Origin of the sequence: Pseudomonas sp. NPDC012596 (genome assembly GCF_042902325.1) — a bacterium.
Lineage (GTDB): Bacteria > Pseudomonadota > Gammaproteobacteria > Pseudomonadales > Pseudomonadaceae > Aquipseudomonas.
In genome coordinates, this window is the sequence record NZ_JBIBEB010000015.1 from 93,866 (window position 1) to 108,528 (window position 14,663).

At 63.8% G+C, this 14,663-nt stretch carries 13 protein-coding genes; 4 read left to right on the top strand and 9 right to left on the bottom strand.

Translation table 11 applies throughout. From position 1 onward, the window contains the following. Positions 1–28: 28 nt before the first annotated feature. The 7 genes from ACFY68_RS18540 to ACFY68_RS18570 form a co-directional block, all read right to left on the bottom strand. Positions 29–844 (bottom strand): zinc-dependent peptidase, encoded by an 816-nt coding sequence (locus ACFY68_RS18540; RefSeq protein WP_387530151.1) that lies wholly within the window; start codon positions 842–844, stop codon positions 29–31. 8 nt (positions 845–852) lie between these two features. After that, positions 853–1,500, bottom strand: a complete 648-nt coding sequence (locus tag ACFY68_RS18545) for a DedA family protein (RefSeq protein ID WP_346614638.1) — start codon at positions 1,498–1,500, stop codon at positions 853–855. A gap of 232 nt (positions 1,501–1,732) precedes the next feature. Beyond that, the gene (locus ACFY68_RS18550; protein WP_387530154.1) at positions 1,733–2,191 is read right to left on the bottom strand and encodes a GNAT family N-acetyltransferase; all 459 of its coding nucleotides are present in this window, start codon (positions 2,189–2,191) and stop codon (positions 1,733–1,735) included. Between the two features lie 110 nt (positions 2,192–2,301). Further along, positions 2,302–3,120: an ethanolamine ammonia-lyase subunit EutC gene (gene eutC / locus ACFY68_RS18555; RefSeq protein ID WP_387530157.1), complete on the bottom strand. Its 819-nt coding sequence runs from the start codon at positions 3,118–3,120 to the stop codon at positions 2,302–2,304. A gap of 8 nt (positions 3,121–3,128) precedes the next feature. Next, positions 3,129–4,523, bottom strand: a complete 1,395-nt coding sequence (locus ACFY68_RS18560; protein WP_387530159.1) for an ethanolamine ammonia-lyase subunit EutB — start codon at positions 4,521–4,523, stop codon at positions 3,129–3,131. Between the two features lie 47 nt (positions 4,524–4,570). Next, a complete protein-coding gene (eat, locus tag ACFY68_RS18565) occupies positions 4,571–6,019 on the bottom strand; it encodes an ethanolamine permease (protein WP_387530162.1) in 1,449 nt (482 codons plus the stop codon). Positions 6,020–6,131: 112 nt separating this feature from the next. Beyond that, positions 6,132–7,652, bottom strand: a complete 1,521-nt coding sequence (locus tag ACFY68_RS18570; RefSeq protein WP_387530165.1) for an aldehyde dehydrogenase family protein — start codon at positions 7,650–7,652, stop codon at positions 6,132–6,134. A 257-nt stretch (positions 7,653–7,909) separates the two neighbouring features. On the opposite strand from ACFY68_RS18570, the gene ACFY68_RS18575 reads away from it, so the two are divergent. The 4 genes from ACFY68_RS18575 (at position 7,910) to ACFY68_RS18590 (ending at position 12,215) form a co-directional block, all read left to right on the top strand. Next, positions 7,910–9,889 carry a sigma-54-dependent Fis family transcriptional regulator gene (locus ACFY68_RS18575; RefSeq protein ID WP_387530168.1) on the top strand — a complete coding sequence of 660 codons (1,980 nt, stop codon included), beginning with the start codon at positions 7,910–7,912 and terminating at the stop codon, positions 9,887–9,889. A 66-nt stretch (positions 9,890–9,955) separates the two neighbouring features. Continuing rightward, complete coding sequence (gene mpl / locus ACFY68_RS18580) at positions 9,956–11,305, top strand: UDP-N-acetylmuramate:L-alanyl-gamma-D-glutamyl-meso-diaminopimelate ligase (protein WP_387530171.1); 1,350 nt, start codon at positions 9,956–9,958, stop codon at positions 11,303–11,305. After that, positions 11,302–11,931, top strand: a complete 630-nt coding sequence (gene ubiX, locus ACFY68_RS18585; RefSeq protein ID WP_387530173.1) for a flavin prenyltransferase UbiX — start codon at positions 11,302–11,304, stop codon at positions 11,929–11,931. The genes mpl and ubiX overlap by 4 nt, the downstream gene beginning before the upstream one ends. Then, a complete protein-coding gene (locus ACFY68_RS18590) occupies positions 11,928–12,215 on the top strand; it encodes a YceK/YidQ family lipoprotein (protein WP_387530176.1) in 288 nt (95 codons plus the stop codon). Before ubiX ends, ACFY68_RS18590 begins: the two co-directional genes overlap by 4 nt. Before the next feature lie 8 nt (positions 12,216–12,223). Here the strand turns inward: ACFY68_RS18590 and ACFY68_RS18595 are convergent, their stop codons facing one another. Together ACFY68_RS18595 and ACFY68_RS18600 are read right to left on the bottom strand one after the other, a co-directional pair. Beyond that, entirely contained in the window at positions 12,224–12,868 is a 645-nt protein-coding gene (locus tag ACFY68_RS18595) for an oxidoreductase (protein WP_346614628.1), read from the bottom strand. 27 nt (positions 12,869–12,895) lie between these two features. Further along, positions 12,896–14,629 carry a C13 family peptidase gene (locus tag ACFY68_RS18600; RefSeq protein WP_387530179.1) on the bottom strand — a complete coding sequence of 578 codons (1,734 nt, stop codon included), beginning with the start codon at positions 14,627–14,629 and terminating at the stop codon, positions 12,896–12,898. Positions 14,630–14,663: the final 34 nt, after the last annotated feature.

A 14,663-nucleotide genomic window follows, 5' to 3' on the forward strand; every position in this document is an offset into this window, starting at 1 on the left:
GCCACGCCCCACCTGATGCGCGGGCGCATCAGGCGTGGCTTTCGCGGTAGTCCGGGTGCTCGGCCTGCAAGCGTGTCAGGCGCGTAAGCGGGTCCTGGCGGTAGAACAGCGCGAGCTGCTGGTACACCTGTGGATAAGCCTGCTGCAGCAGGTCGGGGGCGCTGAAGAAGTATTCGCTGCTGACGGCGAAAAATTCCGCCGGGTTTTCGGCCGCGTAAGGGTCGATGAGGGTTTCGGCATCCGGGGCGGCGTCCAGCTGGCGGTTGAGGTCGTCATAGGCTTGCTGCATGGCCGTGGCCCAGGCTTGCACCTGCATGCCGCTGTGCAGCGGCGGCAGGCCATTGGCATCGCCGTTGAGCATGTCGAGCTTGTGCGCCAACTCGTGGATCACCAGGTTGTAGGCTTCCCAACCGCCGCTGGCCAGCACTCCGGCCCAGGCCATGATTACCGGGCCTTGCTGCCAGGCCTCGCCGCTGTGCTCGGCGTCCCACACATGCTCCACGCCACTGGCGTCGCGATGGCGCTGGGGGCTCTTGAAATCGTCGGGGTAGAGGATGATCTCGTGGAAGCCCTGGTACCAGTTCAGCTCGCCCAGGTGCAGCAGCGGCAGTTGGGCTTGTGCGGCGAGGAACAGGCGCTGCTCATCGCCCAGCTCCACCCCAGGCAGGGTGGTCAAGTGCTTGTCGAGCAGGAACAGGATGCAGGCTTCGCGCAGCCAGCGGTCTTCGTCATCACTGATGCCATCAAGCATCGGCAGGCGTTCGCGCACCGCCTGCCATTGCTGCGGGTCGACCGGGTAGCGCGCCAGCGTGCGTTTGCGCCGCCAGGCGCTGAACGACCACATACCTGCTGTCAGTGCGCCTTGGCCGTGCGGCCGAGGCGGCCACGCAGCAGGCCGAGGACCATCGGCACCAGCGACAGGAAGATGATGCCGACCACCATCAGCGACAGGTGCTGCTTGATGAATGGCACGTTGCCGAAGAAGTAGCCGAGGGTCACCAGGCCGCCGACCCACAATAGAGACCCGGCGACGCTGAAGCCTAGGAAACGCGGGTAGTGCATGTGGGCGATGCCGGCGACGAACGGTGCGAAGGTCCGCAGGATGGGCAGAAAGCGCGCCAGGGTCACGGTCTTGCCGCCATGGCGTTCGTAGAATTCGTGGGTGCGCTGCAGGTAATCGCGGCGGAAGATTTTCGAATTAGGGTTGTTGAACAGCCGTTCGCCCGCCGTTCGCCCGATCACGTAGTTGGTGCTGTCGCCCATGATTGCCGCAGCCATCAGCAGGCCTGCCAACAGTACTGGGTCCATGCCGCCACCGGCGGCCACGGCGCCGGCGATGAACAGCAGCGAATCGCCCGGCAGGAACGGCATGACCACAAGGCCGGTCTCGCAGAAGATCACGGTGAACAGGATGGCGTAGATCCAGGGGCCGTAGTTGGTGACCAGCAGATCAAGGTAGGCATCGAGATGCAGGATGAGGTCCAGCGGGTTGAAATCCATGTACAGCACCTGTGTTCTTGACCCGCAGCTACGGGCGCGCGGACCTGCGGGAGGGTAAATTTTCACACATGTCAGGAGGGGGCATTATACGGCTATGTAGGAAACATGCCCGGGGAGATTGTAGCGGGGGGTTACTGGCGGGCTGCAGCTGCCTCATCGCGGGCAAGCCCGCGCCTACAGGTTCAACGCTAAACCTGCAGGCGCGGGCTTGCCCGCGATGAGGCCAGTAGGTTCAGTCCGAAGTAATTGGCAGGATGTAGCTCTCGAACTCGGTGTCCTTGCGAAACCCAATCGACTCATACGTCTTGCGCGCCGCCTCGTTATTCGCACTGGTCGATACCCGCATACGCACGGCCTGGGTGTCCTTGGCCATCTTCCTGGCCTCACGCATCAGGTGGTCGGCTACCAGCATGCGCCGCGAGTCTTCGGCAACGTAGATATCGTTGAGAATCCAGACGCGCTTGAGCGACAGCGACGAGAAGCTCGGGTACAGCTGGCAGAAGCCCAGCAGCTTGGCGTCGTCGTCATCCGGCAAGGCCAGGTAGATGACCGACTCGTCACGCTTGAGGCGGGTTTCGAGGAATTTACGCGAGCTGTCCGGATAGGGCAGTTGGCCGTAGAACTCGCGGTATCTGACGAACAGCGGGGTGAGCAGGTCGAGGTGTTCCAGGGTTGCCTTGATGATGCGCATGTGCGGCCCTCAGAGTCCATTTGGGGAAACAGCGGAATGCCAGCAGCTTTCAAACGCATGCTGCCCCAATGCGGGCCAGAAGCGCAATCCGCCTTCCGTGACATGTTTTATTACCCTTCGCCGAGTAGGAAGTTTCCTTTTTGATTGAGGGTGTTTTCACTTTCGAGAGTATGGACCTCCGCCTCATCCTTCAGATTCACGCCCGACAACTGCCTGCGGCAGGCCTCGCGCATCAGGTAAAGCAGGCGATGCGCGGCCATGCCGTAGCTCAGGCCTTCCAGGCGCACGTTGGAGATGCAGTTGCGGTAGGCGTCGGTCAGGCCGACCTTAGGCGCGTAGGTGAAGTACAGGCCAAGGCTGTCGGGCGAGCTAAGGCCGGGCCGCTCTCCGATCAGCATCACGGTCATGCGCGCACCGAGCAACTGGCCCACTTCGTCAGCCACCGCCACTCGGCCTTGCTCCACCAGCACCACCGGTGCGCAAGTCCAGCCATCGGCGGCGGCCTGTTCCTCGAAGCGGGCCAGAAACGGCAAGGTATGGCGGTGCACGGCAAGGGCAGAGAGGCCATCGGCGACCACGATGGCCAGGTCGAACCCGCTCGGGTTGGCCTGGGCATGCTGGCGCAGCTGCTCGACCGAGTCGTCGTTCAGGCGCCGGCCAAGGTCGGGCCGTTGCAGGTACTGGTGGCGGTCGCTGGCGGCGCTGTGCAGTACCAGGCTGTCACGGCCGCGGCCCTTGAGTTGCTCGGCCAGGGCCTGGTGGTCGAAGGCCAGGTGCACGGCGTCCCGCGCCTGGGCGTGGGCGAACTGAAAGTCCAGTTGGGCGTCGGTCGGCAGGCTGATGCCGGTGCGGCCCAGGGCGATGCGCGCCGGGGTCAGGTTGCGCAGGGCCAGCCAGGGGTTTTCGGGGGTGGGGGTGCGATGGTCCATGGTCACCTCTATGCCAGCTGTGCCAACGCCTGGCGAAACGCCGGCGGCAGGTTGTCGCCGAAGCGCACGCGGCCATCGGCCTGGGTGAATATGCCGGTGCGCTGCAACCAGGCCTCGAATTCCGGCCCAGGCTTGAGGCCCAGGGTCTGGCGCGCGTACAGCGCGTCGTGGAACGAGGTGGTCTGGTAGTTGAGCATGATGTCGTCGGAACCCGGGATGCCCATGATGAAGTTGATGCCGGCCACACCTAGAAGGGTCAGCAGGGTGTCCATGTCGTCCTGGTCGGCCTCGGCGTGGTTCGTGTAGCAGATGTCGCAGCCCATCGGCACGCCGAGCAGCTTGCCGCAGAAGTGGTCTTCAAGGCCGGCGCGGATGATCTGTTTGCCGTTGTACAGGTACTCGGGCCCAATGAAGCCGACCACGGTGTTGACCAGAAACGGTTTGAAATGGCGGGCCACGGCGTAGGCGCGGGTTTCGCAGGTCTGCTGATCGACGCCGTGGTGGGCGTTGGCCGACAGCGCACTGCCCTGGCCGGTCTCGAAATACATCAGGTTTTGCCCGAGGGTTCCGCGCTTGAGCGACAAGCCGGCCTCGTAGCCTTCCTGGAGTACGTTGAGGTTGATGCCGAAGCCTGCGTTGGCCGCTTCGGTGCCGGCAATCGACTGGAACACCAGATCCAGCGGCACACCACGGTTGATCGCTTCGATCGAGGTGGTCACGTGGGTCAGCACACAGGCTTGGGTGGGGATGTCGTAGCGCTGGATAATGGCATCGAGCATCTCCAGCAAGGAGCAGATCGAGGCGATGCTGTCGGTGGCCGGGTTGATGCCGATCATGGCGTCGCCATTGCCGTACAGCAGGCCGTCGAGGATGCTGGCGGCGATGCCTGCCGGCTCATCGGTGGGGTGGTTGGGCTGCAGGCGGGTCGACAGCCGACCGCGCAGGCCCATGGTGCCGCGAAACCGGGTGACCACACGGATTTTCTGCGCCACCAGCACCAGGTCTTGCACGCGCATGATTTTCGACACGGCGGCGGCCATCTCCGGGGTCAGGCCCGGCGCCAGGGCGCGCAGGCTGTCCTCGTTGGCTTCGTCACCGAGCAACCAGTCACGCAGCCCACCCACGGTCAGGTGGCTGACCGGGGCGAATGCCTGGGCGTCGTGGGTGTCGATGATCAGGCGGGTAACTTCGTCCTCTTCGTAAGGGATCAGCGCTTCAGTGAGAAAGTGGCTGAGCGGGATATTGGCCAGGGCCATTTGGGCGGCCACCCGCTCGCCGTCGTTGCTGGCCGCCACGCCAGCCAGGTAATCGCCCGAACGTGCCGGGCTGGCCTTGGCCATGACTTCTTTGAGGCTGTCGAAGCGGTAGACCAGGTGGCCAACCGTGTGTACGAAACTTGCCATACAGAATCTCCAGAGCGCCGCGGGCGGGCCCGCGGCGAGTGTCGGCGTCAGTGCAAGGCCTCTTCGGCCTTCTGGATCGCGGCGAATTCCTCTTCCGGTGTACCCGCGACCAGGTGGTGGCGGCTGTAAAACGCAAAGTAGGCGATCAATACTGCATAGATCACTGCGGCGCCAATCACCACCCGAGGGTCGACCAGGAAACCCGCGACCACCGCGATGCAGGCCAGCACCAAGGCCAGGCCCGAGGTGAAGATGCCGCCAGGGGTGCGATACGGGCGCTCCATTTTTGGCCGGCGGATGCGCAGGGTGATGTGCGCGGCCATCATCAGTACGTACGACAGCGTGGCACCGAATACCGCCACCAGGATCAGCAAGTCGCCTTGGCCGGTCAGCGACAGGGCAAAGCCAATGATGCCGGGGATAATCAGCGCCAGTACCGGGGCCTTGCTCTTGTTGGTTTCGGAAAGTTTGCGCGGCAGGTAGCCAGCGCGGGAAAGCGCGAAAATCTGCCGCGAATAGGCATAGATGATCGAGAAGAAACTGGCAATCAGGCCAGCCAGGCCGACCAGGTTGACGAACCCGCCCATCCAGGTGGAACCGCCATACGCCTTGGACAGCGCCTCGACCAGCGGGTTGCCCGACGCTTTGAGGGCTTCGGAACCGGCGCCGCCCGGGCCGACCACCAGAATCAGCAAGGCAAAGGCCAGCAGCACCAGCATTGCGCCGATAAGGCCGCGGGGCAGGTCGCGTTTCGGGTTTTTGGTTTCTTCGGCGGCCAGCGGCACGCCTTCGACGGCCAGGAAGAACCAGATCGCGTAGGGGATGGCCGCCCACACGCCAACATAGCCGAATGGCAGGAAGCTGCTGGCACCGACCGCGTCGGTCTGGGCGATGTCGAACAGGTTCGCTGCATCAAAATGGGGCACCATGCTCACCAGGAATACCGCCAGGGCGATGGCGGCGATGGCGGTGATGATGAACATCAGCTTCAAGGCTTCACCCACCCCAAAGATATGGATGCCGATGAAGATGATGTAGAACGCCAGGTAAATCATCCAGCCGCCAATCCCGAACAGTGACTGGCAGTAGGCGCCGATGAACACGGCGATGGCTGCCGGGGCAATGGCGTACTCGATGAGAATGGCCGTGCCGGTCAAGAACCCGCCCCAAGGCCCGAATGCACTGCGTGCGAAGCCGTAGCCGCCGCCGGCGGTCGGGATCATCGAGGACAGCTCGGCCAGCGAGAAGCACATGCACAGGTACATGGTCGCCATGAGCAACGTGGCAAGGAACATGCCGCCCCAGCCGCCCTGGGCCAGGCCGAAGTTCCAGCCGGCGTAGTCGCCGGAAATCACGTAGGCCACGCCCAGGCCCACCAGCAGCACCCAGCCGGCTGCGCCCTTTTTAAGCTCACGTTGCTGAAAGTAGTCCGAGCCGACTTTTTCGAAGTCGACGGATGCACCTGCCGGCGTGCCGGCGGATTGATCGCTTGGCATAGATTCACCTGTTGTTTTTCTTGGTGGCCGGAACGGTTCCGGCCAATGGTGATGGGTACTGCAGGAAGCGAGCCAGAGCGGTTGGTGCACGCCAACCGCTCTGCTGAAGGGCTTAGAAGAAGCCCAGTGGGTTGATGTCGTAGCTCACCAGCAAGTTTTTGGTCTGCTGGTAATGGTCGAGCATCATCTTGTGGGTTTCACGGCCGACGCCGGACTTCTTGTAGCCACCGAACGCGGCATGCGCCGGGTACAGGTGGTAGCAGTTGGTCCACACGCGGCCGGCCTTGATGCCGCGGCCCATGCGGTAGGCGCGGTTGATGTCGCGGGTCCACACACCGGCGCCGAGGCCAAACTCGGTGTCGTTGGCGATGGCCAGGGCTTCTGCTTCGTCCTTGAAGGTGGTGACGCTGACCACCGGGCCGAAGATTTCTTCCTGGAACACGCGCATCTTGTTGTTGCCCTTGAGCAGGGTCGGCTGGATGTAATAACCGGTGGCCAGCGCGCCCTCCAGCTTCTCGACCTTGCCGCCGGTCAGCAGTTCGGCACCTTCGTCCTGGGCGATCTGCAGGTACGAGAGGATTTTTTCGAACTGCTGCTGCGAGGCTTGGGCGCCGACCATGGTGTCGGTGTCGAGCGGGTCGCCGCGCTTGATCTGCAGCACCTTCTTCATCACCACTTCCATGAACTGCGGGTAGATCGACTCCTGTACCAGCGCCCGCGACGGGCAGGTGCACACTTCACCTTGGTTGAAGAACGCCAGCACCATGCCTTCGGCGGCTTTGTCGATGAAGCTCGGCTCGGCCTGCATGATGTCTTCGAAGTAGACGTTCGGCGACTTGCCGCCCAGCTCGACGGTGGACGGGATGATGTTTTCGGCCGCGCATTTCATGATGTGCGAGCCGACCGGGGTGGAGCCGGTGAAGGCGATCTTGGCGATGCGCTTGCTGGTGGCCAGCGCTTCACCGGCCTCGCGGCCATAGCCTTGCACTACGTTGAGTACGCCCGGTGGCAGCAGGTCGCCGATCAGCTCGACCAGCACGGTGATGCCCAGCGGGGTCTGTTCGGCCGGCTTGAGCACCACGCAGTTGCCGGCGGCCAGGGCGGGGGCGAGCTTCCAGGCGGCCATCAGGATCGGGAAGTTCCACGGGATGATCTGCCCGACCACGCCCAACGGCTCATGGATGTGATAGGCGACGGTGTTTTCGTTGATTTCTGCTGCGCCGCCTTCCTGGGCACGGATGCAACCGGCGAAGTAACGGAAGTGGTCGACCGCCAGCGGGATGTCGGCGTTCAGGGTTTCGCGGACGGGCTTGCCGTTGTCCCAGGTTTCGGTGATGGCCAGGACTTCGAGGTTCTGCTCGATACGGTCTGCGATTTTCAGCAGGACGTTGGAGCGGTCCTGCACCGACGTGCGGCCCCAGGCGTCGGCGGCGGCGTGGGCGGCGTCCAGTGCCTTGTCGATGTCTTCGGCAGTGGAACGGGGGAATTCTGCGATCAGTTTGCCATTCACCGGGGAGGTGTTTTCAAAGTACTGCCCCTTGACCGGAGCTACGAACTCACCACCGATGAAGTTGCCGTAGCGGCTCTTGAAGGAAACCTTCGCGCCTTCGGTACCGGGATGTGCATAACGCATGATGTGTCTCCTGGTTAATTGTGTTTTGTTGAGGAGTTCAAAAGCCTAGTGCAAAGGTCGGGCCAGTGGGGTGGCGACTTTCTGAATCAATGGCTTGGGTTGTCCCAAAAGGTTTCGCAAAGGTGCGTTGTGTCGCCGCTGGCACGGCGCAGGTGACACTTTGTACCGTTTGCGACACGCTGCAGGGCGGTGCATTGCAAAGCCTGGGCGGGTGGAGGATGCTGGAAGCACGCTCTATCTGCGGAGAACAACAACTAATGCAGAGCAACCACCTCAGCCGCCATGCCCAGCAGGTGCATACCGTCGCCCATGGCGAAGCCGGCGGGGCCGGCAGCGACCCTTCCATCGCCCGCTCCTGGCTGCGTTGCCTGGAGGATTACCACCTCGACCCGTCGGTGATTGCCGCACCGGTGGTGCTTGAGCATGGCCGCCTGCTGGAGAGCCGTGAACGCCTGCGCCAAGTGTTGAAAATCGCCGATAACGAGATGACGAGCCTGCACCAGCAGCTTTCCGGTGCTGGCCACGCGGTACTGCTGACCGACGCCCGCGGGGTGATCCTCAATTGCGTGACCGCCCCCAGCGAGCGGCGTATCTTCGAGCGCGCCGGCCTATGGCTGGGCGCGGACTGGAGTGAGGCCCGCGAGGGCACCAACGGCATCGGCACCTGCCTGGTCGAGCGCCAGGCCCTGACCATCCACCAGAATGAGCACTTTCGCGGTCGCCATACTGGCTTGACCTGCTCGGCCAGCCCGGTATTCGACCCCCATGGTGAGTTGTTGGCGGTGCTCGATGTTTCATCAGCGCGGCCAGATGTGTCGCGCCAGAGCCAGTTCCACACCATGGCGCTGGTCAGTCTGTCAGCGAAGATGATCGAGAGCTGCTATTTCCTGCGCCACTTCGAGCAGCAATGGCTGCTGCGCTTCCATCTGCAGGCCGAGTCGGTCGGCTTGTTCAGCGAGGGGTTACTGGCTTTCGACGGCGATGGCCGGATTTGCGCCGCCAACCAGAGCGCCCTGAACCTGCTGGGCACCATCCGTGGCGGCGTGCTGGGCAAGCCGCTGGAGATGTTTTTCGCCTGCAACCATGACGAGCTGTTCAGCCGCGCCATGGCCAACGGCAGCACGGCCTGGCCGTTGTACACCCGTGATGGCCGCCAGGTATTCGCCAGCCTGCGGGGCCAGGCGAGGGCGCCGGTGTGGGCTGTGCCGGCCGGCTTGCCTCAGCCTCAGGCGCGAGCGCAGGCGATGCCGAGTGTCTGTCTGCTGGACCCTGCGCTGCAAAGCGACTTCAACCGTGCCGTGCGGGTATTCGAGCGGGATGTGCCGCTGCTGCTCAGCGGCGAGACCGGCTGCGGCAAAGAGGCATTCGCCCAGGCTGTGCACCAGGCCAGCCAGCGTTGCGGCAAACCGTTCGTGGCGGTCAACTGTGCGTCAATCCCTGAAAGCCTGATCGAGAGCGAGCTCTTCGGTTACCGCGGCGGCAGCTTTACCGGCGCGCGCAAGGAAGGCATGCGCGGCAAGCTGCTGCAGGCCGATGGCGGCACCCTGCTGCTGGATGAGATCGGTGACATGCCGCTTGCGTTGCAGACCCGCCTGTTGCGGGTGCTGGAAGAGCGCCAGGTGGTGCCGATCGGCGGTGAGCCACAGGCGGTGGATGTGCGCATCGTCAGTGCCACGCACCGGGATTTGCTCGAGCGTGTGGCGCAGGGGACCTTCCGCGAAGACCTGTATTACCGGCTCAATGGGTTGGAGGTCGCATTGCCTGCGGTCCGTGAGCGCAGTGACAAGGCACAGTTGCTGGACTTCCTGCTGCGCCAGGAGGCGCCGGGCCAAGCCATCGAAATCGAACCGAGTGCACGCCAGGCGTTGCTGGGTTTTGCCTGGCCGGGCAACGTGCGGCAGATGCGTAACGTGCTGCGCACGTTGGTGGCGTTGTGTGACAACAGCTATATCGGTCTTGCCGATCTACCCGCAATCGTCAGGGCAGCCGGGGCCCCTGTGGGAGCGGAATTGCGCCGTGAATGCGTTGGTTCAGGCAGCAACGTTGACACTGCTAGCTCATTCGCGGGGCTAGCCCGCTCCCACAATGGTTGCCTGGACCAAGCGGAATGCAAGGCACTGCTGTGCGTGCTGGAGGCAAACCGCTGGCACATGACCCGTGTCGCCGAGCATTTGGGTATCAGCCGCAATACCTTATATCGAAAACTGCGCAAACATGGTCTTGCCAAGGGCGCCTGAGCGAAACACCGGGTGCGATTTCCCTAGGCTTGGGCTACCCTGCCTCGAAGTTTTGCGAGGTGTTTCATGCATATTCATATTCTTGGTATTTGCGGCACTTTCATGGGCTCGCTGGCGGTGCTGGCCAAAGAGCTCGGCCACCGCGTCACCGGCTCTGACGCCAACGTCTATCCGCCGATGAGCACCCAGCTCGAAGCCCAGGGCATCGAGCTGACCCAAGGCTACGACCCGGCTCAACTGGACCCGGCACCCGACCTGGTGGTCATCGGCAATGCCATGTCGCGGGGCAACCCGGCGGTGGAGTATGTGCTGAACAAAGGCCTGCCTTATGTGTCTGGCCCTCAGTGGCTGGCTGACCACGTGCTGCAGGGCCGTTGGGTCCTGGCGGTAGCCGGCACCCATGGCAAGACCACTACCAGCAGCATGCTGGCCTGGGTGCTGGAGCATGCCGGCATGAGCCCGGGCTTCCTCATCGGTGGCGTGCCGCAGAACTTTTCGGTGTCGGCGCGCCTGGGCGGCACGCCGTTCTTCGTGGTCGAGGCTGACGAATATGACAGCGCGTTCTTCGACAAGCGCTCGAAGTTCGTGCACTACCACCCGCGCACCGCGATCCTTAACAACCTTGAGTTCGATCATGCGGATATTTTCCCTGATCTGGCGTCCATCGAGCGGCAGTTCCATCACTTGGTGCGTACCATTCCGAGCGAGGGCCTGGTTATCCACCCGACCACCGAGCTGGCGCTGGAGCGCGTGATCGGCATGGGTTGCTGGACACCGGTGCAGACCACAGGTGAAGGTGGCCAATGGCAGGCGCGCTTGCTCAGCGCTGACGGTTCGCGTTTCGAAGTGCTGTTCGAGGGTGAAGCGCAAGGCGTGGTGGACTGGGCGCTGACGGGTCAGCACAACGTTGCCAACGCCTTGGCCACTTTGGCTGCTGCCCGCCATGTAGGCGTGGTACCCGCCATGGCCATCGAAGGCTTGAGTGCCTTCAAGAGCGTCAAGCGCCGCATGGAGAAGGTCGCCGAAGTGCAGGGCGTGACTATCTACGACGACTTCGCTCACCACCCAACTGCTATCGCCACCACCCTCGACGGCCTGCGCAAGCGGGTGGGCGAGGCACCGGTGATTGCGATCATCGAGCCGCGCTCCAACTCCATGAAGTTGGGCGCGCACCGTGATGGCCTGCCGGAAAGCGTCAACGACGCTGACCAGGTGGTCTGGTACGCACCGGCCAACCTGGGTTGGGACCTGGCAGCCACCGCGTCGCAGTGCAAGGTGCCGAGCGTGGTCGCCGACAGCCTCGAAGCGATCATCGAGCGGGTCAAAGGCCAGGCGCGGCCGGGCACCCACGTGGTGATCATGAGCAACGGCGGTTTCGGCGGCCTGCACGGCAAGCTGGCCGAGGCCCTGAAGTGACCGGGCCCGACCGCATTACCCTGGCCATGACCGGGGCCTCTGGCGCGCAATACGGCCTGCGCCTGCTCGATTGCCTGGTGCGCGAAGACCGCGAGGTGCATTTCCTCATCTCCAAGGCAGCGCAGTTGGTGATGTCGACCGAGACCGACGTCGTGCTGCCGGCCAAGCCCCAGGCGATGCAGGCGTTTCTTACCGAATACACCGGCGCTGCCAGCGGGCAGATCCGCGTGTACGGCAAAGAGGACTGGATGTCGCCGGTGGCCTCGGGCTCCGGTGCCCCGGCGGCAATGGTCGTGGTGCCCTGTTCCACGGGCACCTTGTCAGGGATTGCTACCGGTGCGTGCAACAACCTGATCGAGCGTGCGGCCGATGTGACGCTGAAAGAGCGTCGCCAGCTGATCCTGGTACCGCGTGAGGCGCCACTGTCGACCATCCACCTGGAGAACATGCTCAAGCTGTCGCAGATGGGCGCGGTGATCCTGCCTGCAGCACCTGGCTTCTATCACCAGCCGCAAACCATCGATGACCTGGTCGACTTCGTCGTGGCGCGCATTCTCAACTTGCTGAACATCCCGCAGGACATGTTGCCGCGCTGGGGTGAGCATCATCTCGGGGCGGATGATTGAGGCATAGCCTGATTGGCCTGCTGGCTGCGCTGGCAGTCAGCGGCTGTGCCACGGTGCGCACGCTGGATGCCAACAAGCCGGGCGCGCCGGTGGTGTACGCCGGCACGCGCCTGGATTTGTATGTGATCAATGGCGGGTGTTGCCCCAAGGACCGTTTCGGCGCTGAAGCGCCAACGTACCCGCGGCTGGACCTGCCGGGGAGCATGCTGTTGGATACCCTGTTCCTGCCGCTGTCATTGTTGACAGCGGCAGGGGTTGGCTTTCAGGCGACTGGCGGGCTGTAGGGCTGGCGCTATTTTTTGCCCAGCCTGCGCAGTTCATCCGACTCGATCACCCGAATCCCGTCTTCCTCCTCTAGCGCCAGGCGCCACAGCGCCCGTGCCAAGGTGCAGGCCTCGATGCCCCGGTACTTGCCCGGCATCAACCGCGCGAAGGGCGAAGCCAGCCGCTCACCCAGGCGCGGTTCAATGCGCTCACCTATCAGCAGTGATGGCCGAACGATGGTAAGCTGAGGCCAGTCTTGCGCTTTCAGCGCTTCCTCCATTTCGCCCTTCACCCGGTTGTAGAAAATCGTCGACTTGGGGTCTGCGCCGATGGCGCTGACCACCAGCAGGTGGCGCGCACCCATCTCCCGCGCGCGCTTGCTGAAGGCCACGACCATGTCCAGATCGACCGCGCGAAACGCCTGTTCGGACCCGGCCTGCTTCAGGGTTGTGCCCAGGCAGCAGTAGGCAATGTCGACACGCCCGGCCAGTTGCGGCAGAAACACCGCGGGGTCGCCGACCGGGTTTTCCAGGTGCGGGTGTTCGGCCAGCGGCCGACGGGTCGGCGCCAGCACGCGGCTGATGGTGGGCTCGTTGAGCAGGCGGTCCAGCAGGTGTTCACCCGTCAGGCCAGTTGCTCCGGCAAGCAGGACATGCTGAGGCGTCAAGTACATGATGTCTCTCCTGTGTTACACACAAGCTTAGTGGCTGGCGGGGGTTTTTTCCTGTTCCCCAGCGGTCGCCTGTGCGGCATTACGCAAGGCTTCCTCGGCCTGCTGCTGGCGCAGGCGCTGCCAATGTGCCAGTACCGCGGGCGGTGCCCACAGTTGTGGCTCGGAGGCTTCGAAACCTTCCCTTCCTTCCCGTTCGGCAACACTGGTACGCGCCAGTTCAAACGCTTGTTTCAGGTCATCGGTCTGGTTCAGTGCCTCGGCGAACAGGGCGTCGCCGAAGTAGGTGAAGTCGGCCTCTTCCGAGCAGCCGAAAGACACCCGGTCTGCGCGAGCTGCCGTCATGATGACGGTCCGCTCATCTTTCAGCGGGGCGATGTAGCCCCCGGAATAGCAGGCGGAGATGACAATCACCTTATCGCGATCCTTGAGCGGCGACAGGGCACTGGCCAGTTCATCGGCGGACAGGTCTGCCAGTTGCAGGCGCGGCTGGTCGAACACCAGTTGGTGGTCCTGGCTGCCATGGCTGGTCAGGTAGATGAACACCAGGTCTTCCGGGCCGCTTCGTTCGGCCAGGGTGCGGGCAGCGCGGGTGAGCGTTTCGCGGGTGGCCATGGGGCGGGTGGCCATCTGGTCTCGGTGGTTGACCAGGGTAACCTGGCCACGGGCGCCGAAGCGTACCTTGAGCAAGTTGCTGACGTAGTCGGCTTCGCGCAGAAATACACTTTGCTGGCCGTCACCGGCTACCACCAGGCTATACAGCTGGATAGACGGCGCGGAGTGTGGCACGCGGGCCAGCGCCTCTTCCAGCAGCCTGCCCTGGTTGAGCAGGGCCAGGTCCAGCGGGTCCGGGAGCAAGGTGCCCTTGTTGTCGCGCACGCGCACGCCGTTGACCCAGAAACCGCTTTCGACCTTGCCACTGGCCAGGGTCAATTTGCCCTGGCCCTGGTAGGCATCGTTCTCGAAGCCCCCCACGTACTTGCTGCCATCGGGCAGTTGCAGGCTGCCGTGCCCGGACAGGCGCCAGTCAACGAAACCGCCTTTGTAGTGGCTGCCGTCGCTGCCAAGCAATTCGCCTTCACCGAGCAGCGAACCGTCCTTGAATTCACCGATCCACACATCGCCGTCGGCGTTCTCGTAGCGGCCGCGGCCTTCCAGGCGGTTGTCCTTGAATTCACCGATGTACTGCTCACCGTCGATGCTGTCGTAGGTGCCACTGCCCTGCAGCAGGCCGTCGACAAAGCGGCCGCTGAACTGATTGCCGCTGGCATCGCTGCGCACGCCGGCCCCATTGGGTTTGCCTTTGGCGAACAGGCCTTGATAGCGGCTGCCGTCGGCCAGTTCGAGCTCGCCCGCGCCCTCGTACTGGTCGTCCTTGAACTGGCCGCGGTAGGTCTGGTCGGCCTGCTTGAGCGTACCTTCGCCGTCGCGGCGGCCGTGGCTGAAGGTGCCGGCATAATGGCTGCCAGGGGTGGTCAGGTCGCCCAGGCCCTGGAACAGGCCAGCGGCGAACTGGCCGCGATAGACCTCGCCGTTGCTGCCGTGCCACTCGCCCTGGCCGTGCCACTGGCCATCCTTGAAACCGCCGGCGTACCAGCTGCCGTTGGGGTAGTCGATGCGCCCCTCGCCCTGCAACAGGCCGTCCACCACCTGGCCCCGATAACGCCCGCCATCGGGCAGGCGCGCGTCCGGTGGCGACAGCGCTTCGCCATCACCACAGGCGGCGAGCATCAAGGTCAGGGCGATTGGCAGCAGAGGACGCATGGCGGAATCCGGGCAAAAGGTCTGCCGAGTATGC